The organism is Pseudomonas cichorii (assembly GCF_018343775.1).
In the GTDB taxonomy this organism is placed as follows: Bacteria; Pseudomonadota; Gammaproteobacteria; order Pseudomonadales; family Pseudomonadaceae; genus Aquipseudomonas; species Aquipseudomonas cichorii.
Genome location: NZ_CP074349.1, coordinates 1,134,922 through 1,156,919 on the forward strand (window position 1 = coordinate 1,134,922; position 21,998 = coordinate 1,156,919).

The following is a 21,998-nucleotide window of genomic DNA, read 5'->3' on the forward strand; positions in this document are numbered from 1 at the left end:
GTCGGGCGTTGTTCTGTTCGATTTTTCCTGGGGCATTTCATGGAAAAGCAAATCGTCGCACCAAAGCAAAAGCTCTCTTTGAGCGACCCAAAAGTGCGCGCGTGGTTATTTCAGATCATCACCGTAGTGGCGGTGGTCTCGTTGGGCTGGTTCATGTTCGACAACACCCAGACCAACCTGCAGCATCGTGGTATCACATCGGGTTTCTCGTTTCTTGAGCGCAGTGCCGGTTTCGGTATTGCCCAGCATCTGATCGATTACACCGAAGCGGACAGCTATGCCCGCGTTTTCGTCATCGGCTTGCTCAACACCTTGTTGGTATCGGTCATCGGTATCTTTCTGGCAACCATCCTGGGCTTCATCATCGGTGTCGCTCGTCTGTCCCAGAACTGGATGATCAACAAGCTGGCGACCGTGTATGTCGAAGTCTTCCGCAACATTCCGCCGTTGCTGCAGATCCTGTTCTGGTACACCGCCGTCTTCCTGACCCTGCCCGGACCACGTCAGGCTCACGGCTACCTGGATATGTTCTTTGTCAGCAGCCGTGGGTTGAACATGCCCAAGGCCATTCCTGCCGAAGGTGCATGGGCGTTCCTGATCAGCATCGTCATTGCCATCCTGGCGGTGGTCGCGATGGTGCGTTGGGCCAACAAGCGTTTTGAAGCCACCGGCGAGCCGTTCCACAAGTTCTGGGCGGGCCTGGGCCTGTTGCTGGTCATTCCCGGCCTGAGCATGCTGATCTTCGGCAGCCCGGTACACTGGGAACTGCCTCAGCTCAAAGGCTTCAACTTCACCGGCGGCTGGGTACTGATCCCTGAACTGATCTCCCTGACCCTGGCGTTGACCATCTACACCGCGGCGTTCATCGCCGAAATCGTGCGTTCGGGTATCAAGTCGGTCAGTCACGGCCAGACCGAAGCCGCTCGTTCCCTGGGCCTGCGCCCCGGGCCAACGCTGCGCAAGGTCATCATTCCGCAGGCTCTGCGAGTGATCATCCCGCCGTTGACCAGCCAGTTCCTGAACCTGGCGAAGAACTCTTCGCTGGCTGCAGCCATTGGTTATCCGGAAATGGTTTCGCTGTTCGCCGGTACGGTACTCAACCAGACCGGTCAGGCCATTGAAGTCATTGCCATCACCATGAGTGTGTACCTGGCTATCAGTATCAGCATTTCAATGCTGATGAACTGGTACAACAAGCGCATTGCGCTGATCGAGCGGTGAGGAAACGCGCATGACGACTCATACTTTCAAACCTGACATGCCACCACCGGGCAAAGTATTCGGCCCGGTTGCGTGGATGCGGCAGAACCTGTTCTCCAGCTGGATCAACACGCTGCTGACCTTGTTCTCGTTCTACCTGATCTATCTGATCGTCCCGCCGATGATCAGTTGGTCCCTGCTGGACGCCAACTGGATCGGCACCACCAAGGAAGACTGCACCAAGGCAGGTGCATGCTGGGTATTCGTCCAGCAGCGTTTTGGCCAGTTCATGTATGGCTACTTCCCGACCGAACTGCGCTGGAGGGTTGATCTGACTGCAATCCTGGCGATTGTCGGTGCAGCGCCTCTGTTCATCTCGAAGTTCCCGCGCAAGGCGTTCTACGCCATCGGCTTCCTGGTGCTTTACCCGGTCATCGCGTTCTACCTGCTGCATGGTGGCGCGTTTGGTCTGAGCATTGTGGCAACCAGTCAGTGGGGCGGCCTGATGCTGACCCTGGTGATCGCGACCGTCGGTATCGCCGGTGCGCTGCCGCTGGGTATTCTGCTGGCACTGGGGCGTCGTTCCAACATGCCGGCCGTGCGCGTGGTGTGCGTGACCTTCATCGAGTTCTGGCGCGGTGTACCATTGATCACGGTGCTGTTCATGTCGTCGGTAATGCTGCCGCTGTTCATGCCTGAAGGGATGAACTTCGACAAGCTGCTGCGCGCCCTGATCGGCGTCATCCTGTTCCAGTCGGCGTACATCGCCGAAGTGGTGCGCGGTGGCATGCAGGCAATCCCTAAAGGCCAGTACGAAGCGGCCGCAGCGATGGGCCTTGGCTACTGGCGCAGCATGGGGCTGGTGATCCTGCCGCAGGCGTTGAAGATGGTTATCCCCGGCATCGTCAACACCTTCATTGCCCTGTTCAAGGATACAAGCCTGGTGATCATCATCGGCCTGTTTGACTTGCTCAACAGCGTCAAGCAAGCCACCGCCGACCCGTCATGGCTGGGTATGGCCACCGAAGGCTACGTCTTCGCGGCCCTGGTGTTCTGGATCTTCTGTTTCGGTATGTCCCGCTATTCCATGCATTTGGAACGTAAGCTGGACACAGGCCACAAGCGTTAGGAGTTTTGTGATGAGTGAAGTTATCAGTAAGCCTCTGGGCGCTGAAGGCATGATCCGGATGGAAGGCGTACACAAGTGGTACGGCCAGTTCCATGTATTGAAAGACATCAACCTGAACGTGCGTCAGGGCGAACGTATCGTATTGTGCGGCCCGTCGGGTTCGGGCAAGTCGACCACCATTCGTTGCCTGAACCGTCTGGAAGAGCACCAGCAGGGTCGCATCATCGTCGATGGCACCGAACTGACTTCTGACCTGAAGCAGATCGAAACCATCCGCCGTGAAGTCGGCATGGTGTTCCAGCACTTCAACCTGTTCCCGCACCTGACCATCCTGCAGAACTGCACGCTGGCACCGATGTGGGTTCGCAACATGCCGAAGAAAAAGGCCGAAGAAATCGCCATGCACTACCTGGAGCGCGTACGCATTCCAGAGCAGGCTCACAAGTATCCGGGTCAGCTTTCCGGTGGTCAGCAACAGCGTGTGGCGATTGCCCGTGCCCTGTGCATGAAGCCGAAAATCATGCTGTTCGACGAGCCGACCTCGGCACTCGACCCGGAAATGGTCAAGGAAGTACTCGACACCATGGTCACCCTGGCTGAAGAGGGCATGACCATGCTCTGCGTAACCCACGAAATGGGCTTTGCCCGCACCGTGGCCAACCGCGTGATCTTCATGGACAAGGGCGAGATCGTCGAACAAGCCGCACCAAACGACTTCTTCGACAATCCGCAAAGCGACCGTACCAAACTGTTCCTCAGCCAGATCATTCACTGAGTCGCAGACGTTGCATGAGAAACCCGGACCTTGTGTCCGGGTTTTTTATGCGTGTTCAGCAGCGAACTTGTATTCGGCAAGGTTCTCCAACAGGATGCACACCCTTTGCGCAATGCGCTGTAACACATCCTGCCCACGAGAGACTCATGACGACCAAGGCGCCTCAGGCGAGCACGACCCCAATCCAGCACACTCCCACCCTCAAACGCCCATGGCTGTTATTGCTTGGCCTGGTACTGGTTGCCCTGAACCTGAGGCCTGCGCTCTCCAGCGTTGCGCCATTGCTCAATGCGATTTCCGACAGCCTTGGGTTGTCGGCGGCCAGGGCCGGGCTTTTGACGACTTTGCCAGTGTTGTGCCTGGGCTTGTTCGCGCCACTGGCACCACGACTCGCAAGACGTTTCGGCAGCGAGCGGGTGGTGTTGGGGATTCTGCTGCTATTGGCGGCGGGCATCCTGCTGCGTAGCCATTTCGGTGAGATCGGGTTGTTCGCCGGGAGCCTGCTGGCCGGTGCAAGCATCGGTATCATTGGTGTGTTGCTGCCGGGTATCGTCAAGCGCGACTTCCCCAGGCAGGCCGGTGCGATGACCGGCGTCTATACCATGGCGCTGTGCCTTGGTGCGGCGATTGCTGCCGGCTTGACGGTGCCATTGACCCAGTATTTCGATAATCGCTGGAGTGTCGGCCTGGGGTTCTGGATGATCCCGGCGGTACTGGCCGCACTGGTCTGGTTGCCCCAGGCTCGCGAGCTGCATGCTCATCATCAGGGGGTGTATCGCGTGCGCGGTCTGCTGCACGATCCGCTGGCCTGGCAGGTCACGCTGTATATGGGGCTGCAATCCTCTCTGGCCTATATCGTCTTCGGCTGGTTGCCTTCGGTGCTGATCGACCGCGGCATGACACCGACCCAGGCGGGTCTGTTGTTGTCCGGCTCAATCATCGTGCAACTGATCAGCGCCTTGAGTGCGCCTTGGCTGGCAACGCGGGGCAAGGATCAGCGTCTGTCCATTGTGTTCGTCATGCTGATGACTCTGGGGGGATTGTTCGGTTGCCTGTATGCGCCGCTGGAAGGGCTGTGGGGCTGGGCCATTCTGCTGGGGCTGGGGCAGGGCGGTACGTTCAGTCTGGCGCTGGCGCTGATCGTGCTGCGCTCGCGTGACTCCCATGTGGCCTCCAATCTGTCGGGCATGGCTCAAGGGATTGGTTACACCATTGCTTCCATAGGCCCGCTGGCGGTGGGCGTGGTGCATGATGTGACGGGAAGCTGGGATTCGATCGGCTGGATCTTTGCTGCGTTGGGTCTGGGTGCCATTGTTGCTGGCCTGGGTGCCGGGCGAGCGTTATATGTGAATGCCGTCAGCGAGAAGGTTTGAACCGGTGTGCGGGAGCGATTCATTCGCGAACAACATTTATCCTGCGAATGATGATGGCAAAGTGTCGATTTGCCGCTTATCGTGCATCATCTTTTGCTTCCAAACGGACCTGCATGCATGAGCAACGAACAAATAAGCCAAGCCAATAGCGCATTGATTACCCGCTTCTACGAGGCTTTTGCCCGTCTGGATGCCGAAGGAATGGCGGCCTGTTACAGCGATGATGTGCTCTTCAGCGACCCGGTTTTCGGCGAACTGCGTGGCAAGCAGGCCGGTGACATGTGGCGGATGCTGACCTCCCGCGCCCAGGATTTCTCGGTGGTTTTCGATAACGTCCGCGCCGATGAGCGCAGCGGCGGCGCGCATTGGGTGGCCACTTACCTGTTCAGCCAGACCGGCCGCACCGTGGTCAATAACATCCAGGCCCGTTTCGTCTTCCATGATGGCAAGATCACTGAGCATCATGACAACTTTGATCTGTGGAAGTGGTCGCGTCAGGCGCTGGGCACCAAGGGCCTGCTGCTGGGATGGACACCGCTGGTGCAGAACGCGATTCGTGCCCAGGCTCAGAAAGGGCTCAAAGTGTTTACAGAAAAACGCCATGCCTGACGTTGTGAATGCCGTTACCTATGTCGCAGCACCTGTGGGCAAACCCTGGTTTGTCTATCTGGTGCGTGCGGCCAATGGTTCGTTGTATTGCGGTATCAGCGATAACCCGCAGCGGCGGTTTGCTGCACATCAGCGTGGCAAGGGTGCGAGCTATTTCAATTCCAGCCCGGCGGTGGCTCTGGTGTACGTGGAAGCCTGGCCGAGTAAGGGCGAGGCTTTGCGTCATGAGCGGTTGATCAAGAAGTTGCGCAAGAGTGCCAAGGAGGCCTTGGTAGCCAGCAATGGCGCTGAAGTGCCAGGGCTCAATAGCAACCTTGGCACTGACGTCTCAGCCATCAGAATTTAACGGGTCTGTACCTGAAGCCAGCGTAGAGGATCGGGTCCTCCCAAAGGCTGTAGGGGTTTTGCTTGAGCACTTTATGTTGAATCTGTTGCGAAAAGGTCGTTGAGAGTGCCGCAGTTCCAGCGGTCCCTGATTCGGCTGCCGCAGCGAAGACTTTGGCCATGGAAGTAGAGCCCCGAGTCATAGTGACCGGGCCAATGAACCCCTTGGTCGGCCTGTTGACGAGACTCCTGAATTGCGCGGCAAATGAACTGCTCCCACCGTTACCCGAAAAACAGACGAGCAGACGAATATTGTCATAGAGCGTCGGGTCAACGCCTTTGTCATTGAGCATCCTCAACACATCGGCAGCGGAGTGCTCTGCGTTATTGAGGATCACGCTTGAGCTGCTGTTGAGCAGTTTCTCTTCAATGATATTCAGGTCTTTGCCATGCACGGCAATATTCAGACGGTCCTTGGCTTTGTAGGTATCAACGAAGGTATAAAGCTCTCCGTCGATTTGCGTGAGCGATCGCATGGTGCCGCTCATTGTGACGAACTTCTCGGTCGTGTCAGAGGTTTTATTCAGGGCTGCAACGGCACGGCGCTCGGCATTGATCGCAATGCCTGACAGCGAGCCTGTGGCATAGCGCCCGACCTTGATCATGTCGGCAACATCAAAAACGTTACCGATTGTCGATGTGCCAAACGAGACCCAGTCCAGTATGTTGGCGGTGTGAGGGTCGCGTTCTGCCAGAGCTGCTGCCGCGACGCCAAAACTTCCGGAAACGATTTCAAGCCCCAGCGTGGCAATTCCAAAAGCTGTGGATGTACCTCCTGTAGCTACTGCCAGTGTGGCCCCTAAAGCCAGGTCCATCGAGGCCCTGACAATCGGGTCCTCAACGAAGGCGCCATGAGAGACTTCGCTGTACTGCCTGACAATCTCGGCATGGCCATCCGGATCAGTGAAGTTAACCGGGTCATTGCTGCAATACGCATAGCCATTAAGCCCACCTCTCCCGAAGGGGCTGAAGCTGTCCGGCGTCTGGAAGGTCTGTATCGCACTGTTATAGACACGCACGCCATTGCCCAGATGGTACGTGCCAGTAGGCCGGTCGATGGGCTCGCCGTTGAAACCCAGCCAGCTGCGTTGGCTCCAGTCATCGGGGCGATAACCGAATGGCGTATAACTGAAGAGCGTCTGGGCCTTGGTCGCTATGTCGTAACTGGCAATGACGGAACCCATGGCGTTCTTGAGTTCAAAGCTGTTGCTGAGATTACTGCTGCTGGCGGTTTCTTCTGACTTCAAGGTCTGCTGCAACAGATGACAGGCGTTACTCTGGTTGGTCATACGGGACAGGCGCGAGTAGTAGATGCCCTTGATCTGGATAACACCATCTCGCGCATATTGCCGACCATCACGGTAATAGTAGCGTTCGTAATAGTAAGTCCCGAAGCAGGCCCCGACCTTGCCTTGTTCGTCATAGAGATAGCTGTATTCACGGAAGTCCGAACCGGAGCGAAGGAGTTGCCCAAGTTGCCCGGCATCGTTGTATGCCATTGAGTAACCACTTTCGTTATTGCTCAGGCGTCCAAACGTGTCGTAATCAAGCGTAACGGCACCGATGCCAGTGGCTGAGTGAGTGATCGAACGAAGTTGAGTCTTGTCTTTCGCATCATAATTGAAGGTGGCAGTGTCCTGGCCGCCGTCGAAGACGCTGATGCACTGTTGAATGCTACCCAGCGGGTTATAGGAGAACGTTTGCTTGCTGAGTTTCTTGCCGCTGGCATCCAGTGGTCTTTGTGATCCGCTGCATTCATAGACAGCCAACTGACCGCCAGACGTGTAGGAAAAGCGTTCCAGAGACAGTTCAGTCTTGTCACGAAGCAGTGTGATATTCGCCAGTCGGTTATTGCCATCGAAGCTTTGTCTGAGGGTCAGGTCCGGGTACCCGGAAGCACTGAAAACGCGCTCGATTTCACGGTTTCTAGCATCGTATTTATAGGTGATGGTCATGCAGGTCTTGCTGGCCAGTTCTGTGACACTCTCTTTGACAAGGCGCTCATCACTGTCATAACTCAGTGTGGTGCTGACATCCTTGCCGGAGGTACCGGTCAAGCGTCCCAAGAGGTCATAGGTGTATGTCGTCTGGTTGCCGAAATCGTCCGTGTATTTAAGCAAAACGCCTCGCAGCGAATAAGTGGAAGTGGCCTTTGTTGTATGGGTGGGATAGCCGGTCGTCGTTTGGGTCAATGTGGATGTCGATGAGTCATACGCGAATTGAGTACTCACCTTTTGAGAGGCTGTGATCGAGGGAGGAGGCGTGCTGCTCAATGTGCCCCATGTGTTGCTGCCTGTATAACTGAAGGTTTTCTTTCTGCCGCCGGTCTGCACTTCGACAACACGGTCAAGGCCGTCGATCTTGCGGCTTCCCCACTCATGGACGTATTTATCCGACGGCTTATTGAATGTCAGGCGTGATGCCAGAGGGGAGGTCGTGTGAGTGGGATACTCACACGTATGTTCAACCGCGTCTCCGAAAGACTTCACCAGCCGATCAAAGTCGTCCCACCCAAACGTCTGTTCAAGGCCGTTAATCCCTTTCTGTTTATTGATCCGGCCAGCCGCATCGTATTCATACTGGATCGATTGGTATTCGATACCGCTCGCGTCTATCAGGGATTCCTTTTCAATGCTGCCCAGTGAATTGTATTGCGTGGTTTGCTTGCAGCATGCGGTGGAGAGGTACTGCTGTTTCGCCGTTCTTACCTGAGTGACAGGGTCATACTCGTCATATTGGGCAATACCGCCCTGTACCTGGATTTTTGACGGCTGGCCCCAGTTATCGTAAACGCATTCCAGTTGCCGTTTACCGATAGGCGATGTTTCAGACGCAGCGGGTGCATAGTCATATTCAACAGTGATTTTTTCTCGGCCCAAACCATCGTAGGACGTACTCGAGAGCTGTCGCCATGCGAGCTTGGCATCGCTCGAACCACGGGTTTCGGTACTGGCGATACGGCCAAAGGCGTCATAGCATTCCCGGTATTGTTGCCCCCCTGGAAATGTCGTGATCACAGTAGGGCAACCCTGGGTCAGCGAATATTCAAAAACGGTTTTGTGTTGGGGGCCGTTTTCTTGAGCCTGTTCGGATTTGCTCAACATTCGACCATAGGCATCGTAGCTGTAACTCACGCTGTTACCGTGTGGATCCAGCGAGTACAACAACTGCGAAGATCTCATGGAGTGCACTGCTTTGGTCACACTCTGAGTGTTTTCAGAAGACTGGAAGGTTGTGGTCGTTGTGAGCGTATCGCCCTGCAACTGGTAAACATAGGCCGTCTTTTGAAGCGACAGGGGAATAGCTTTTGCGGAAGGATCAAGCAGTCGTTGGGTCAGTGATTTGATGCGGCCGAAAGAAATGACACCAGGGTCCGTGTAATACTCGGTTTCCTGTACGACCATGCGGCTATTGAGCCAGTCTTTCAGTTTGATTTTGTCATCGGACTGCGGATTATAAATAATCAGCTTCACACTCGGTTTGAGCGTAGGGCCAGCGACTATCTGTCCCTTTACTGGCAGGCTGCTATAGCTATAGAACGTCCAGCGCAGATCGACACGTTTGCCGTTGACGGTACGGTAGCGTTTTTCGGATTCGACATAGGTCCGGAAGTAATTAGGATCGCCAGGGCACTCGATCTTGACGGGAAGGTTATAAGACTGGGCTCCGGTATTGGTCAGGTACGGGCTGTTTACGACGTTTCGATTTTCGATGGTTCCCCACGTCATCCCTTGTTTGCCAAATAATAAGAAACCCCAGCCAATAGGGTTCATGTAATCGAGTACCCATCCGAGTTTCCCATGCAGGCCTGAGGTGTCTGTATAGGTGCTCGTATTGACCACTATCTCCTCCTCCTTGGCCTGGCCTCGGTAGTAGGTGAACTCGGTCGTCACGTCATTCGCGGTACGTTTGATGAGGTTGCCCAAAACGTCAAAGTTTGAATACTCGGTTTCGGTTCTTTGTGATTGCTTGTTTTTGTAGGTGGTCAGGGTGGAAAGCGATAATTGACTGGTTTTGGAGTCGAAGTCTCGCTTGAACTCAGTGGTCTTTACGCAATCGCCTTGGGTGATGATTTTTTTTGACAAAAGATCGTCGGCGTCAAACAGTAATTCTGTTGTGATCGATGCGGCGTCGAAGGTGGTCACCTGTTTGGCAGATGATGCGGTAAACGTATAGTCTTCTACCCGGTTGGATGAGGCATTGTTACCTGTCAGGGTGTAACGAGCGATACGGTTGTCTGTCGAGTAGGTCACCAGCTCTTTTACAGGACGAGAGTGCTGGATAGCCGTGAGGTACTGGCCGGTGTAGGTGAACTCCTGAGTATCGACATCCAGGCCATTGTTTTTTTCGTATTTGATCAGCCAGGAATTTTGCAGGTAAAGCGTGCACAGCGTCGTAGGGGCCTGATCCGGGCGCTCGATGAACTCAATGGCGTCAAGGCTGATTGTCTGATTGGCCAGCAGTGTTTTCTTTGTCAGGGTGTTTGTTTTCAGCAGCACCTGAGTATCGTCTGAGACTTTGCTGAGCAGGAGGCTTTTATTAAAGGTGCCTTCCCATTCAAAATAAAGAGAGCAGCCTGTGCTGTTGATGATTTGTATGGGGACAAGGCATCTGTCTGGGGGAGTGGATAGGGAATCAGAGGCGGAGGCTTCGCTAGTGATGGGTCTTTTAAATATGTCCTCCAGAATTTCCACCGTGCCGTCTTTGTGGATGACTTTCATCCAGGAAAAGGCGAATTCTTTAATAGTGATTCCAGGCTGTGGTGAGTAAGGTATCAGCGATTTAAAAAGGGTAAGTGTTTGCCCTGAATGCAAGTGAAGCTTGATTATGTCGTCATAAATCGTGACATAGCTGAAACGGGGAGCCCACCCTCCAGGCGTAAACTTTATTCCTGCGGAATAGTAATAGTTTAGGGCCAGTGAAGGACCCGCACCGCCATTTCCGACAAGAGTTGTAATGGGTAAGTAAGCATTGAATTCGCCCGTTTGTAGATTCCCATTGTTACGTTCTGATGTGCCCGTATTTAAATAGGACGGTGGGTCTAGGGCTAATGAGTATGACTGTTCATAAAGGGTGTAATCAATGCGCACAACGTCGTCAGTGTTGAGTGTCTTGTTAGCGCTGTAAACCGTGTTGTAGAGAGTCAGGGTCTTCTGGGTTAGATCAACGGAGATCAGGTTACCTTTCTCCATATCGCCTGAGTTAGATCCAAATCGTCCGTAAACCCGGAGTGGCGTATTTTTTGGAAGTTGGTTGAGTTGCTTGAGAAGTGCCTTTTCCATGGTAATGGTCCAGGATCAGGTTGGGCTCCTGATCGAGCGTTCTGGGGTTGAAAAGATAAAATCTCTGTTTATTTTAAATTTTACGGCGCTCTTGTCTGCTGATAAAAATGTCAGTGCTTAGTTTTTTTGTGAGACGTTCATTATGTTTTTTCGATTTTTTATAAGAGGGGGATAAGACGGGCGGTAAGCGAGCCTCACAGAAAATACAGGTGTGCAGGTATGGGATGTGATGAACAACGACGGGCTTATTGATGTCGACACCTGAGTAGCCTGTGCCACGCCATGGTCCATGCTGTGCTTCAGCCCCTTGAGCGGCTACGCTGAGGACGACCGATCACAACAAGAGAGTTCACATGTCAGAGCTGATCCTTCATCACTACCCTGCATCGCTGTTCGCCGAAAAGGCCCGCCTGATGCTCGGCTTCAAGGGGCTTTCATGGCGCTCGGTGATCATCCCGCGAATCATGCCCAAACCTGACCTGACGGCCCTGACTGGCGGTTATCGCAAGACGCCGGTTCTGCAGGTCGGTGCGGATATCTACTGCGACACCGCATTGATCGCGCACCGTCTGGAGCAGGAAAAAGCCTCCCCGACCTTTTATCCCGAGGGCCATGAATTCACGGTAACCGGCCTTGCCGCCTGGGGCGATTCGGTGCTGTTCATGCATGCGGTCAGTCTGGTGTTCCAGCCTGCCTCGCTGGCCGTGCGTTTCGCCAAGGTACCCCCTGAAGCGGTCAAGGCCTTCGTCGCAGACCGGGCAACCTTGTTCGACGGCGGAAGCGCATCACGCTTGCCGCTGGAACAGGCTCAGCATCAATGGCCAACCCTGATGGCGAGGCTGGAGCAACAGTTGGAGCGCAATGGCGACTTCCTGTTTGGCGAGCCTTCGATTGCCGACTTCTCCGTGGCGCATACCCTCTGGTTCCTCAAGCAGACTCCCGTGACATCACCTCTGGTGGACGATTATCCGGCGGTGTCGGCCTGGCTTGGGCGTGTGCTGGGCTTCGGTCATGGTGCGCATAACGACCTCGCTGCTGTCGATGCAGTGCAAATCGCCGCCGATGCCACACCTGCGGCATTGCCCGATGAAGCGTTTATTGACCCAAACGGCTTCAAGGCTGGTGATCGGGTGGCAATTTCAGCCGTTGATTATGGTGTGGATGCGGTAGAGGGCGAGTTGCTGTTCAGCGGGCGCGAAGAGCTGATCCTGCGCCGCGAAGATCCCCGTGCAGGCGTGGTGCATGTGCATTTTCCGCGGTTGGGGTTTCGGATCGTAAAACGGTCGTAAGTGAGTTATTCGCGAGAGGCCGTTATATCTCCCCAACATGTATAGTCTGAAATGCCGTCTTGCGGATAAATCCGCTTGTACGGCTTTTTCAGGGAAAACTTCAGGGCTGCTTGTTTATCACAGTTTATCCAAGGGCTACCCTTCGAGACGCATTTGGATAGTTTTGTGTACATGGTGATTAGCTATTAGCTGTTCGATGCATGATTCAATAGGGTATGAAGGGGGCGTGTTTTCTCTTTGAGTTTTCATGTTGCATGTGCTTGACTCTTGTAATGAACTTAAAAAGTTTGTGCGTGCAGCAGGCCAGGGAACGTGTGCTGCACGCAATCACTCTTGAGTGAGACAGACTTGCGAAAGCCGGATAATGGATTCTATCAGGATGTACCAATACAGGAGTTTATCAATGAAATCTCAGGGCTGGAAAATTGTTAAGAACGAGTGGGGCGATTATGTTGAGCTTCACTTGGATGTGCCTATGCCGATCAGCAGCAGGTACCCGACTTTACTCATCGATGGTTTGGAGTACGAAGCGATACTTTCGGAAGATCGTAAAGTGCTAAGAACGACTGTCCCTGTTTTTGAAGTTGAGCACGTGAAAGAGGTGACGAGTCCAGAGCTGTTTCTTCCGTGCAAAAATAAACATGATAAACCTTTTAAAAAAAGCAAAAGAAAGACTTCCGAATCGGCCAGGCTGGCTGCGCCTGATGCACTCTCCGTGGGGCCGTATGCTGTCATTCGCTATGATTATGATTACGGCGATGAAGCATTGGAGCTCCCGGACGGATGGTCAGGCATTGAGTTTCGAGCCGCGGTGTATATGCCTGATTCACAAGGTGTGTACCCGGTAGTTATTCTTTTGCATGGGAGGCACTCCACGTGTGAGTTTCCGAGTGAGTCCTATTGGCCTTGTAGAGGAGAGGCGCAGCCGATTCCCAGCTTTGAAGGGTATGGCGCCGCAGCAGAAGCACTTGCCAGTCATGGCTATGTCGTTGTCTCTTTATCTGCCAATGGCATCACTGCATACGAGTCGGTCGGTTTTAGGGAAAATGCAGACCGGGCGCGAGGGCATTTAATTCTGGCGCATCTCGATTTATTGAGTGAGGCAAATAAAGGGAACCGTCCGGAGCTTTCATTACTGGAAGGCAGGCTGGATCTGGATGCTATAGGTCTTATGGGGCATTCACGTGGCGGATCCGGTGTAGCGTGGGCTGTCTCCTTAAACAGGTTACTTGATAAAAATCATGGTATACAGGCTGCTGTACTATTAGGCAGTACGACGTTTGACGATATTGCCATTCCCGGCACGCATACGGCTGCCATCCTGCCATTTCTGGACGGAGACGTAGCCTGGTTAGACGCGCAACGTAACTCCGATATCTCTCGCTTTGCATTTGAAGATGACGTGTTTCGAAGTTCTGTACTGCTGTTAGGGGCCAATCATAACTACTTCAATACAGAATGGTCCCCCGGGAGCCGTTCTGGAGGAGATGATACTGAGGGGTTCTGGGGAGATATTGAAGTCAGTCGCCATCGACCTATAGAGCAGCAGCGTCTCGGTGCATTCTATCTGGCTGGATTTTTTCGCTTGATCTTAGGGAGGGAACAGGAGTTTTTAGTCCTGTTTGACGGTTCTCCAATCACCATCCCTATGCTTCCACGGGCGTCAGTACAAAGTACAGCTTATTTTCCGGCGTCAAGCCGTTATACCGTTCAAAGCTTTGAAAATATGCACTCTCATGACACCTTGTTGATGCCTGGAGAATGGGATTGGACTGTAACTGAAGGTGTTGGAGAAGTTGTCGCGGCTCCCTTGCCGAAGTTTTGCGGGCTGCGGTCTACGCATCATCGACGTCACGGTTTCCTAAATCTCAAGAGCCTGGGTTTTCAGTCGCCAGCCAAACTGGAACTGCATGTTCGTGACGTGGGAAGCCCTGTTGATTTGTCGCTTTACACGCATTTGAGTTTTCATATCGATTACATGCAGGAAGAGAGCCCGGTAGAGTCCGTTGAGCTGCAGATTACTCTGGATGGCGCTACAGTGGATCTTACCCCAACGCTACAAGAGAGATGGCCGCTTCCTGAGATAATTAATGGGGTTGAAACGTTTCTTCAGCGTCAGATATCAGTGCCATTAGAGGCATTCTCTTTGGAGGGGCCTGTGAGCGCGTTGACTTTTACCTTGCCCAGTGGCGGAGACATCGGCTTGTCCGATATTGTCTTCGTGAAACCTTCACTTGGAAAAAACGAACCCTTGAGGTTGCCGTTTGTCAGCGCGATGGAAGATGTTTTTGTTGTCGCCACCGGCCAGGAACAAACGTTGGAAGTTGAGGCTTTTTTGTCAGAGGCGAGTTTGGTTCGGGTGCCGATGTGGATGAGTTTCAGAATAATACATAGAGTGCTTGGTGAGATGTCTTTTGAAGAACCTCTGGTATTTGAACCCGGCGAGCAATCGAAAACGGCCAGGTTTACCATTCCGGCAGGTGGCTTCAGATCGTTCATTGGTGGGGAGGTTGAGGGGCGTCCTTGTTATATCGTGCCAGTCAAGCTTGAGGCTCTGGCGAATGCATTATTTGCTCGTCCGGCCATGCAGTTCCAGGTACTGCCGTTTCCCTGAAATAATAGCCAATGGTTTCGCGCGAAGAGCCTTTATAAAAAGGCCGCATGAGAAACGATGCTTTCGTCTTGTTAACATCTGAATACAATCTCTGCAGGCGCTGCCTCCGGCAGCGCCTGCAGGGAATCCTCAGTCACTTCAGCGCTGCCAATATTGCCTCTTCGCTGAAGCCTCTGATAATCGTGCCATTCACATCAATCAACGGGATCCCGCGTCCACCCAGGGCTTCATAGGCTTTGCGGCCCTCGTCTGACTTCTCGATGTCGTATTCGGTGAAGGCGATGCCCTTGCTGTCGAGAAAGCGCCGTGTCTGCTTGCAGTAGCCGCACCACTCGGTCGCATACATCACGACCCTGGCCTGGCTGTAGCTCTGCGCAACGCTGGCAGGTTGCGGGCTGAACAGGTTCTCGATCTTGCCCCAGTTCTGATAGACCACAACCACCAGCATGATCAGCGCGAACTTCTTGAGGGTACGCAGCAGCATGACGATCAGCGCCGTTTCAGCTGGTCGGTGAGCTGGGTTGGCAGGCCCTTGATGATCAGGGTGCCGGCTTGCTCGTCATATTCGATCTTGTCGCCCAGCAGGTGTGCCTCGAAGCTGATCGAAAGGCCTTCTGCACGGCCTGTGAAGCGCCGGAACTGGTTCAGGGTGCGTTTGTCCGCCGGGATTTCCGGAGACAGGCCGTAGTCCTTGTTGCGGATGTGATCGTAGAACGCGCGCGGGCGGTCCTCATCGATCAGTTCGGACAGCTCTTCCAGGCCCATGGGCTCGCCCATTTTGCTCTGGCTGCTGGCGTAATCCACCAGGGTCTTGGTTTTCTCGCGAGCGGACTCTTCCGGCAGGTCTTCGCTTTCCACGAAGTCACTGAACGCCTTGAGCAGGGTGCGGGTTTCGCCGGGGCCGTCCACGCCTTCCTGGCAGCCGATGAAGTCGCGGAAGTACTCCGAGACTTTCTTGCCGTTCTTGCCCTTGATGAAGGAGATGTACTGCTTGGATTGCTTGTTGTTCTGCCATTCCGAAATGTTGATCCGGGCAGCCAGATGCAGCTGGCCCAGATCCAGGTGGCGGGACGGGGTCACGTCCAGTTCGTCATTCACCGCCACGCCTTCGCTGTGGTGCAGCAGGGCGATGGCCAGGTAGTCGGTCATGCCTTGCTGGTAATGGGCGAACAGCACATGGCCGCCCACTGACAGGTTGGACTCTTCCATCAGCTTCTGCAGGTGCTCCACCGAGACGCGAGAGAACGCCGTGAAGTCGTTTGCGCCGTCCAGATACTCTTTCAGCCAGCCGCTGAACGGGTGCGCACCGGATTCGGCGTGGAACAACCCCCAGGCCTTGCCCTGTTTGGCGTTATAGCTCTCGTTGAGGTCCGCGAGCATGTTCTCGATGGCCTGGGACTCGGCGAGTTCGGTATCGCGAGCATGGAGAACAGCGGGCGTACCATCGGGTTTCTTGTCGATCAGGTGGACGATGCAATGACGGATCGGCATGGATATCTCGGCTGGTAATGATGAAGAGCGGACAGCTCGTGCAAGGCCGTCAGTGTAACGCAGGCCTGCGAAAAATGGCCTTGCAGAGCCCGGTTTTCCACTCGGCAGGATGTTTTATGATCAATTTTTGAGCGATTACCGCTTAAACCTGACCAAAAGGATAGGTAAGGGCGGATATTTGCCCGGCTCTGTGCTAGTTTTGCCCGGTCTTGCGCACTCAAGCGCGCCAAGCATGCAGATCGTCTACGTGTGGGCCGAACCAAATCCCGGTTTAAGTATCTACATTTCGCGATTTATCGTGGCTGCCAGCGGAGTCTGGTTCATTGCCCGGCCTTTGGCCGACGTTACGTTCTGCAATCCAAATGAATTTGATAGGGAAGGAACACCACCATGGCTCTTACCAAAGACCAATTGATCGCCGATATCGCTGAAGCTATCGACGCGCCAAAAACCACCGCGCGTAATGCTCTTGAGCAGTTGGGCCAAATCGTTGCCGACCAACTGGAAAACGGCGTTGAAATCACCTTGCCAGGTATCGGCAAGCTGAAAGTTGCTGAGCGTCCAGCTCGCACCGGCCGCAACCCTTCGACTGGCGCTGCCATCGAAATCGCTGCCAAGAAAGTCATCAAGTTCGTACCGGCCAAAGTGCTGAACGACTCGATCAACAAGTAAGCTCACGCTTGCTGTGAAAAAGCCGTGCACCGGTTAACCGGGCACGGCTTTTTTTGGTCCTGTAAGAGCGCGCTTGCCCGCGACCGAGTGCGAAGCGCTCGCAAAATTTACGACTGCTACGCAGCCGGTCGTCGGAGTGCCGCCCAGGGCAAGCGCTCTTACATGAAGGTCCAGGCCACGAAGCGGCTTTGCTTCTGGCCCTGGCCCATTTCAACGATCCGGCTCTTCAGCACGCCGGCTCGTGTCAGCGCAGCCTGAATGGCAGGCAGGTTCGAGGCCTTGGACACCAGGGTGCTGAACCAGCGCACTTGTGTCGGTATCTGGGCGCTTTCGTGGATCAGTTGGGTCACGAAGCCGATCTCGCCACCTTCACACCACAGTTCCTGGGATTGCCCGCCGAAATTGAGCACCGGCAGCTTGCGCTTGGGGTCAGCCTTGCCCAGTGCGCGCCATTTACGCTGGCTGCCGCGCTGCGCTTCTTCCAGTGAGGAGTGGAAGGGCGGGTTGCACAGGCTCACCTCGAAGCGTTCGCTGCTGTCGAGCAGGCCCAGCAGGATGTGCTTGCGATTGGTCTGCTGACGCACGCTGATGGCCTTGCTCAAGCCATTGGCCTTGATGATGGTCGTGGCGGCGGCGATGGCGGTGCTGTCGATATCCGAGCCCACGAAGTGCCAGCCGTAGTCACTATGACCCAGCAAGGGGTAGATGCAGTTGGCACCGGTGCCGATGTCCAGCGCCTTGATCGACGCGCCGCGTGGAATCTCGCCATTGTTCTCGCTGGCCAGCAGGTCGGCGAGAAAATGCAGGTAATCGGCACGCCCCGGAATTGGCGGGCACAGGTAGTCAGCCGGAATATCCCAATGGGCGATGCCATACAGCGCCTTGAGCAACGCCCGGTTGAAGACCCGCACGGCCACAGGGTTGGCGAAGTCGATGCTTTCCTTCCCATAGGGGTTGAGGATCACGAACTCGGCCAGTTCCGGGCTGCTTTTGATCAGCTTGGGAAAGTCGTAGCGACCCTGATGGCGGTTGCGCGAGTGCAGCGTGGCCTTCTCGCGAGGCTCTGTTGGCTTGGCAGGACGCTGGGGCTTTTTGCGGGGAGGTTTGGGTTTGTCTGGCGTGGTCATGGGGAGTCGTTCTGAAGATGCGAATGCTGCGCCCCGTAGGAGCGCGCTTGCCCGCGACCTCGTACTCACAACGGATATTGATTCCGACTGAAGGTACGCTGTCGCGGGCAAGCGCGCTCCTACCAGCACATAGGGCTACAAACTGGCGATACGTGCGTGTTGCTCGGCCAGCTTGCTCAGGGCCTGTTCGGCTTCTGTCAGCTTGGCGCGTTCCTTGGCGATGACTTCAGGCGGTGCCTTGTCGACGAACGCCGCGTTGGACAGCTTGCCGCCCACGCGCTGGACTTCGCCTTGCAGGCGCTGGATTTCTTTGTCCAGACGCGCCAGTTCGGCACCCTTGTCGATCAGGCCGGCCATTGGCACCAGCACTTCCATTTCGCCCACCAGGCCGGTCGCGGACAGCGGTGCTTCTGCACCTTCAGCCAGTACGGTGATGGATTCGAGCTTGGCCAGTTTCTTGAGCAGGTAGTCGTTCTCGCTCAGGCGACGCTGGTCTTCGGCGTTGACGTTCTTGAGGAACAGTTGCAGCGGCTTGCCCGGACCGATGTTCATTTCACCACGGATGTTACGCACCGCCAGCATCAGGCCCTTGAGCCATTCGATGTCGCCTTCGGCAGCCGCATCGATGCGTGCTTCATTGGCCACCGGCCAGGCTTGCAGCATGATGGTCTTGCCGTCGATGCCGGCCAGCGGCGCGAGGCGCTGCCAGATTTCTTCGGTGATGAACGGCATGAACGGATGCGCCAGACGCAATGCGACTTCCAGTACGCGAACCAGTGTGCGACGGGTGCCGCGCTGACGTTCGATCGGTGCGTTTTCGTCCCAGAGCACAGGCTTGGACAGCTCCAGATACCAGTCGCAATACTGGTTCCAGATGAACTCGTACAAGGCTTGTGCCGCGAGGTCGAAGCGGAACTGATCCAGTTGGCGGGTCACTTCAGCTTCAGTGCGTTGCAGTTGCGAGATGATCCAGCGGTCAGCCAGGGACAGTTCGACTTCTTCGCCGTTCTGGCCGCAGTCTTCGCCCTTGTCCAGCACGTAGCGCGCCGCGTTCCAGATCTTGTTGCAGAAGTTGCGATAGCCTTCCACGCGGCCCATGTCGAACTTGATGTCGCGACCGGTGGACGCCAGCGAGCAGAAGGTGAAGCGCAGCGCATCGGTGCCGTAGCTGGCGATGCCGTCGGCGAATTCCTGACGGGTCTGCTTTTCGATCTTCCTGGCCAGTTGTGGCTGCATCAGGCCGCTGGTGCGCTTCTGTACCAGGGTTTCCAGGTCGATACCGTCGACGATATCCAGCGGGTCCAGGACGTTGCCCTTGGACTTGGACATCTTCTGGCCCTGGCCATCGCGCACCAGACCATGCACATAAACCGTCTTGAACGGTACTTGCGGCGTGCCATCCTCGTTTTTCACCAGATGCATGGTGAGCATGATCATCCGGGCGACCCAGAAGAAAATGATGTCGAAACCGGTGACCAGCACGTCAGTGGAGTGGAAGGTTTCCAGTGCCTTGGTCTTTTCCGGCCAGCCGAGGGTGGAGAAGGTCCACAGGCCCGAACTGAACCAGGTGTCGAGTACGTCGTTGTCCTGTTGCAGCGCAACGTTCGGCCCCAGGTTGTGCTTGGCGCGCACTTCGGCTTCGTCGCGACCGACGTAGACCTTGCCGGACTCGTCGTACCAGGCCGGAATGCGGTGGCCCCACCAGAGCTGACGGCTGATGCACCAGTCCTGGATGTCGCGCATCCACGAGAAGTACATGTTTTCGTACTGCTTGGGCACGAAGGCGATGCGGCCGTCTTCCACTGCGGCAATGGCAGGTTCGGCCAATGGTTTGGTGGAAACGTACCACTGGTCGGTCAGCCACGGCTCGATGATGGTGCCGGAGCGGTCGCCTTTCGGGACTTTCAGGGCGTGGTCATCGACGCTGACCAGCAGGCCGGCGGCATCGAATGCGGCGACGATCTGCTTGCGCGCCTCGAAACGGTCCAGGCCGGCGTATTCGGCAGGCAGGCGGCCGTCGATGGACTCGTTAAGCGTGCCGTCGAGGTTGAACACCTGAGCGGCAGGCAGCACCGAAGCGTTCTTGTCGAAGATGTTCAGCAGCGGCAGGTTGTGGCGCTTGCCGACTTCATAGTCGTTGAAATCGTGGGCCGGGGTGATTTTCACGCAGCCGGTGCCGAATTCAGGGTCGCAGTAATCGTCTGCAATGATCGGGATGCGACGGCCAACCAGTGGCAGCTCGACGAACTTGCCGATCAGCGCCTTGTAGCGTTCGTCTTCAGGGTTCACCGCAACGGCCGCGTCACCGAGCATGGTTTCAGGGCGCGTGGTGGCAACGATCAGGTAATCCAGGCCTTCAGCGGTTTTCGCGCCGTCGGCCAGCGGGTAGCGCAGGTTCCACAGGTGACCTTTCTCGTCGTGGTTTTCCACTTCCAGATCGGAAATCGCGGTGTGCAGCTTGGTGTCCCAGTTGACCAGACGCTTGCCACGGTAGATCAGGCCGTCTTCATGCAAACGAACGAAGGCTTCCTGTACGGCGGCGGACATGCCGTCGTCCATGGTGAAGCGCTCGCGGCTCCAGTCCACGGACGAGCCCAGGCGACGGATCTGACGGCTGATGTTGCCACCGGACTCATCCTTCCATTCCCAGATTTTTTCCAGAAACTTCTCGCGGCCCAGGTCGTGACGACTCTGGCCCTGAGCTTCGATACGGCGCTCGACCAGCATCTGCGTGGCGATACCCGCATGGTCGGTGCCCGGTTGCCACAGGGTATTGCGGCCCTGCATGCGACGAAAACGGATCAGGGCATCCATTATCGCGTTGTTGAAACCATGACCCATGTGCAGGCTGCCGGTCACGTTCGGCGGCGGGATCATGATGGTGTAGGAGTCCCCTGCGCCCTGGGGAGCGAAATAGTTTTCGGACTCCCAGGTCTGGTACCAGGAAGTTTCGATGGCGTGCGGCTGGTAAGTCTTGTCCATGCGCGGCGGGACCCTGTGGCATTGATTCAGAAAAGCCGACAAGTATAGACGCAGGGGAAGCTGCAAGCGACAAGCTTTGAGCGGCAAGTTGAAAGCTACAAGCCTCAAGCGTTTGATCCAGCTTGCCGTTTGAAGCTTGAAACTCCTGCTCTTAGAGCTTGCCGCTTGTCGCTGTTGCGTTTGCGACAAGCCTCTCCAGCCTCGCCTCAAGCCGGCGCTTTATCTCCGTCTCGATATGCGGGGCAAAGTCGTCGATCACGTCTTGCATGATCAGTTGCGCCGCGGCCCGCAGTTCTCTGTCCAGATGCAGCAGGGCATCGGGGTTCGGGCTGGATTGCGGTTCCGGTTCGGGAGCGGGCTGGGGGGCTGTTGCTTGCACGGGGGAGTCAGGCAGCAGCGTCGGAATGTCCGGATTGTCGTAATCCGCTTCCTGTGTTCTGTCGGGTTTGTTGCCGACGACGTCGAACAGCAACGGGATCTGGACTTCGCGGTGGATCGTGTCCGTCAGCAGGGGCGGTTGCAGGTTGTCATCGCCGAGCAGTTGGCGGATCGATTCGAGGTCGTCCAGCAGAAGCGCAGGTTCAGCTTTTTTTGAAGTATCCATCGTGTACTCAAAGACGCTGTAGTCGGTGATCTTGCGGAGGATAACCCTGTTCGCGGTACGAGCGGAAACTCTCTCGTGCCGCCAGACGTATTGCCGGTTCTTCCACGACGACTTCCGCCACCCGGGCGAAACGCTTGAAGAAGGTCGGGATGCGCAGGTCAAGATTGACCAGCAGGTCCTGATGTTGCCCGGGATCGTCCCCAAGGCCCAGTACAACCGGAGCCTCGTGATCGCTTTCGGCTTCGCCATGGGGCAGGAAAACTTCGCCTTTGAATCGCCACAGCCGGGCGTCGAGGTCTTCGCGCTGGGCGGCGTCGCTGCAATGCAGGTAGACCTTGTGACCCAGGCGCCAGGCTTTTTCCGTCAGCTTGCAGGCGAAATCCAGGCGTGCTGCAGGGGCGGCGCTGGGGAGAATATAAAAGTCGACTTGAGTCATGTCTGTTCCAGAGCAGGCGGCGTATCGACCG

Annotated in this window: 16 protein-coding genes; 9 read left to right on the plus strand and 7 right to left on the minus strand. The window is 55.7% G+C overall.

Annotated elements, in window-relative coordinates; all coding sequences use genetic code 11:
• Positions 1 to 39 precede the first annotated feature (39 nt).
• The 6 genes from KGD89_RS05100 to KGD89_RS05125 all read left to right on the plus strand — a co-directional run bounded on the left by KGD89_RS05100 (position 40) and on the right by KGD89_RS05125 (position 5,432).
• Complete coding sequence (locus tag KGD89_RS05100; RefSeq protein ID WP_025258733.1) at positions 40 to 1,221, plus strand: amino acid ABC transporter permease; 1,182 nt, start codon at positions 40 to 42, stop codon at positions 1,219 to 1,221.
• 10 nt (positions 1,222 to 1,231) lie between these two features.
• Complete coding sequence (locus tag KGD89_RS05105) at positions 1,232 to 2,329, plus strand: amino acid ABC transporter permease (protein ID WP_025258734.1); 1,098 nt, start codon at positions 1,232 to 1,234, stop codon at positions 2,327 to 2,329.
• A 10-nt stretch (positions 2,330 to 2,339) separates the two neighbouring features.
• Positions 2,340 to 3,104: an amino acid ABC transporter ATP-binding protein gene (locus KGD89_RS05110; RefSeq protein WP_025258735.1), complete on the plus strand. Its 765-nt coding sequence runs from the start codon at positions 2,340 to 2,342 to the stop codon at positions 3,102 to 3,104.
• 146 nt (positions 3,105 to 3,250) lie between these two features.
• On the plus strand, positions 3,251 to 4,477 hold the full coding sequence (locus KGD89_RS05115) for a CynX/NimT family MFS transporter (protein ID WP_025258736.1): 1,227 nt from the start codon (positions 3,251 to 3,253) through the stop codon (positions 4,475 to 4,477).
• 117 nt (positions 4,478 to 4,594) lie between these two features.
• Positions 4,595 to 5,086, plus strand: a complete 492-nt coding sequence (locus KGD89_RS05120; protein ID WP_025258737.1) for a nuclear transport factor 2 family protein — start codon at positions 4,595 to 4,597, stop codon at positions 5,084 to 5,086.
• Complete coding sequence (locus tag KGD89_RS05125; RefSeq protein WP_025258738.1) at positions 5,079 to 5,432, plus strand: GIY-YIG nuclease family protein; 354 nt, start codon at positions 5,079 to 5,081, stop codon at positions 5,430 to 5,432. The genes KGD89_RS05120 and KGD89_RS05125 overlap by 8 nt, the downstream gene beginning before the upstream one ends.
• Here the strand turns inward: KGD89_RS05125 and KGD89_RS05130 are convergent.
• Complete coding sequence (locus KGD89_RS05130; protein ID WP_081741912.1) at positions 5,422 to 10,752, minus strand: RHS repeat-associated core domain-containing protein; 5,331 nt, start codon at positions 10,750 to 10,752, stop codon at positions 5,422 to 5,424. The genes KGD89_RS05125 and KGD89_RS05130 overlap by 11 nt on opposite strands.
• 353 nt (positions 10,753 to 11,105) lie before the next feature.
• Here KGD89_RS05130 and KGD89_RS05135 point away from each other — a divergent pair, with 353 nt between their 5' ends.
• Positions 11,106 to 12,041: a glutathione S-transferase family protein gene (locus KGD89_RS05135; RefSeq protein ID WP_025258740.1), complete on the plus strand. Its 936-nt coding sequence runs from the start codon at positions 11,106 to 11,108 to the stop codon at positions 12,039 to 12,041.
• A gap of 403 nt (positions 12,042 to 12,444) precedes the next feature.
• A complete protein-coding gene (locus KGD89_RS05140; protein WP_025258741.1) occupies positions 12,445 to 14,655 on the plus strand; it encodes an alpha/beta hydrolase family protein in 2,211 nt (736 codons plus the stop codon).
• Positions 14,656 to 14,788: 133 nt separating this feature from the next.
• Here KGD89_RS05140 and KGD89_RS05145 read toward each other — a convergent pair whose 3' ends face one another.
• Positions 14,789 to 15,139: a glutaredoxin family protein gene (locus KGD89_RS05145; RefSeq protein ID WP_025258742.1), complete on the minus strand. Its 351-nt coding sequence runs from the start codon at positions 15,137 to 15,139 to the stop codon at positions 14,789 to 14,791.
• A 5-nt stretch (positions 15,140 to 15,144) separates the two neighbouring features.
• Positions 15,145 to 16,146 carry a nucleoid-associated protein YejK gene (gene yejK, locus KGD89_RS05150; RefSeq protein WP_025258743.1) on the minus strand — a complete coding sequence of 334 codons (1,002 nt, stop codon included), beginning with the start codon at positions 16,144 to 16,146 and terminating at the stop codon, positions 15,145 to 15,147.
• 390 nt (positions 16,147 to 16,536) lie between these two features.
• On the opposite strand from yejK, the gene KGD89_RS05155 reads away from it, so the two are divergent.
• On the plus strand, positions 16,537 to 16,818 hold the full coding sequence (locus tag KGD89_RS05155; RefSeq protein ID WP_020304671.1) for an HU family DNA-binding protein: 282 nt from the start codon (positions 16,537 to 16,539) through the stop codon (positions 16,816 to 16,818).
• A gap of 158 nt (positions 16,819 to 16,976) precedes the next feature.
• Here the strand turns inward: KGD89_RS05155 and rlmF are convergent, their stop codons facing one another.
• The 4 genes from rlmF to KGD89_RS05175 all read right to left on the minus strand — a co-directional run bounded on the left by rlmF (position 16,977) and on the right by KGD89_RS05175 (position 21,967).
• The gene (gene rlmF / locus KGD89_RS05160; RefSeq protein WP_038399754.1) at positions 16,977 to 17,945 is read right to left on the minus strand and encodes a 23S rRNA (adenine(1618)-N(6))-methyltransferase RlmF; all 969 of its coding nucleotides are present in this window, start codon (positions 17,943 to 17,945) and stop codon (positions 16,977 to 16,979) included.
• A 135-nt stretch (positions 17,946 to 18,080) separates the two neighbouring features.
• Complete coding sequence (locus KGD89_RS05165; protein WP_025258744.1) at positions 18,081 to 20,927, minus strand: valine--tRNA ligase; 2,847 nt, start codon at positions 20,925 to 20,927, stop codon at positions 18,081 to 18,083.
• A 151-nt stretch (positions 20,928 to 21,078) separates the two neighbouring features.
• Entirely contained in the window at positions 21,079 to 21,531 is a 453-nt protein-coding gene (locus tag KGD89_RS05170) for a hypothetical protein (protein WP_025258745.1), read from the minus strand.
• A 7-nt stretch (positions 21,532 to 21,538) separates the two neighbouring features.
• A complete protein-coding gene (locus tag KGD89_RS05175) occupies positions 21,539 to 21,967 on the minus strand; it encodes a DNA polymerase III subunit chi (RefSeq protein ID WP_025258746.1) in 429 nt (142 codons plus the stop codon).
• Between the last annotated feature and the right edge of the window lie 31 nt (positions 21,968 to 21,998).

What these genes read in the sequence shown, in the direction of transcription:
- KGD89_RS05100 (WP_025258733.1), top strand. Translation starts at nt 40, where the DNA reads ATGGAAAAGCAAATCGTCGCACCAAAGCAAAAGCTCTCTTTGAGCGAC.
- KGD89_RS05105 (WP_025258734.1), top strand. Translation starts at nt 1,232, where the DNA reads ATGACGACTCATACTTTCAAACCTGACATGCCACCACCGGGCAAAGTA.
- KGD89_RS05110 (WP_025258735.1), top strand. Translation starts at nt 2,340, where the DNA reads ATGAGTGAAGTTATCAGTAAGCCTCTGGGCGCTGAAGGCATGATCCGG.
- KGD89_RS05115 (WP_025258736.1), top strand. Translation starts at nt 3,251, where the DNA reads ATGACGACCAAGGCGCCTCAGGCGAGCACGACCCCAATCCAGCACACT.
- KGD89_RS05120 (WP_025258737.1), top strand. Translation starts at nt 4,595, where the DNA reads ATGAGCAACGAACAAATAAGCCAAGCCAATAGCGCATTGATTACCCGC.
- KGD89_RS05125 (WP_025258738.1), top strand. Translation starts at nt 5,079, where the DNA reads ATGCCTGACGTTGTGAATGCCGTTACCTATGTCGCAGCACCTGTGGGC.
- KGD89_RS05130 (WP_081741912.1), bottom strand. Translation starts at nt 10,752, where the DNA reads ATGGAAAAGGCACTTCTCAAGCAACTCAACCAACTTCCAAAAAATACG.
- KGD89_RS05135 (WP_025258740.1), top strand. Translation starts at nt 11,106, where the DNA reads ATGTCAGAGCTGATCCTTCATCACTACCCTGCATCGCTGTTCGCCGAA.
- KGD89_RS05140 (WP_025258741.1), top strand. Translation starts at nt 12,445, where the DNA reads ATGAAATCTCAGGGCTGGAAAATTGTTAAGAACGAGTGGGGCGATTAT.
- KGD89_RS05145 (WP_025258742.1), bottom strand. Translation starts at nt 15,139, where the DNA reads ATGCTGCTGCGTACCCTCAAGAAGTTCGCGCTGATCATGCTGGTGGTT.
- yejK (WP_025258743.1), bottom strand. Translation starts at nt 16,146, where the DNA reads ATGCCGATCCGTCATTGCATCGTCCACCTGATCGACAAGAAACCCGAT.
- KGD89_RS05155 (WP_020304671.1), top strand. Translation starts at nt 16,537, where the DNA reads ATGGCTCTTACCAAAGACCAATTGATCGCCGATATCGCTGAAGCTATC.
- rlmF (WP_038399754.1), bottom strand. Translation starts at nt 17,945, where the DNA reads ATGACCACGCCAGACAAACCCAAACCTCCCCGCAAAAAGCCCCAGCGT.
- KGD89_RS05165 (WP_025258744.1), bottom strand. Translation starts at nt 20,927, where the DNA reads ATGGACAAGACTTACCAGCCGCACGCCATCGAAACTTCCTGGTACCAG.
- KGD89_RS05170 (WP_025258745.1), bottom strand. Translation starts at nt 21,531, where the DNA reads ATGGATACTTCAAAAAAAGCTGAACCTGCGCTTCTGCTGGACGACCTC.
- KGD89_RS05175 (WP_025258746.1), bottom strand. Translation starts at nt 21,967, where the DNA reads ATGACTCAAGTCGACTTTTATATTCTCCCCAGCGCCGCCCCTGCAGCA.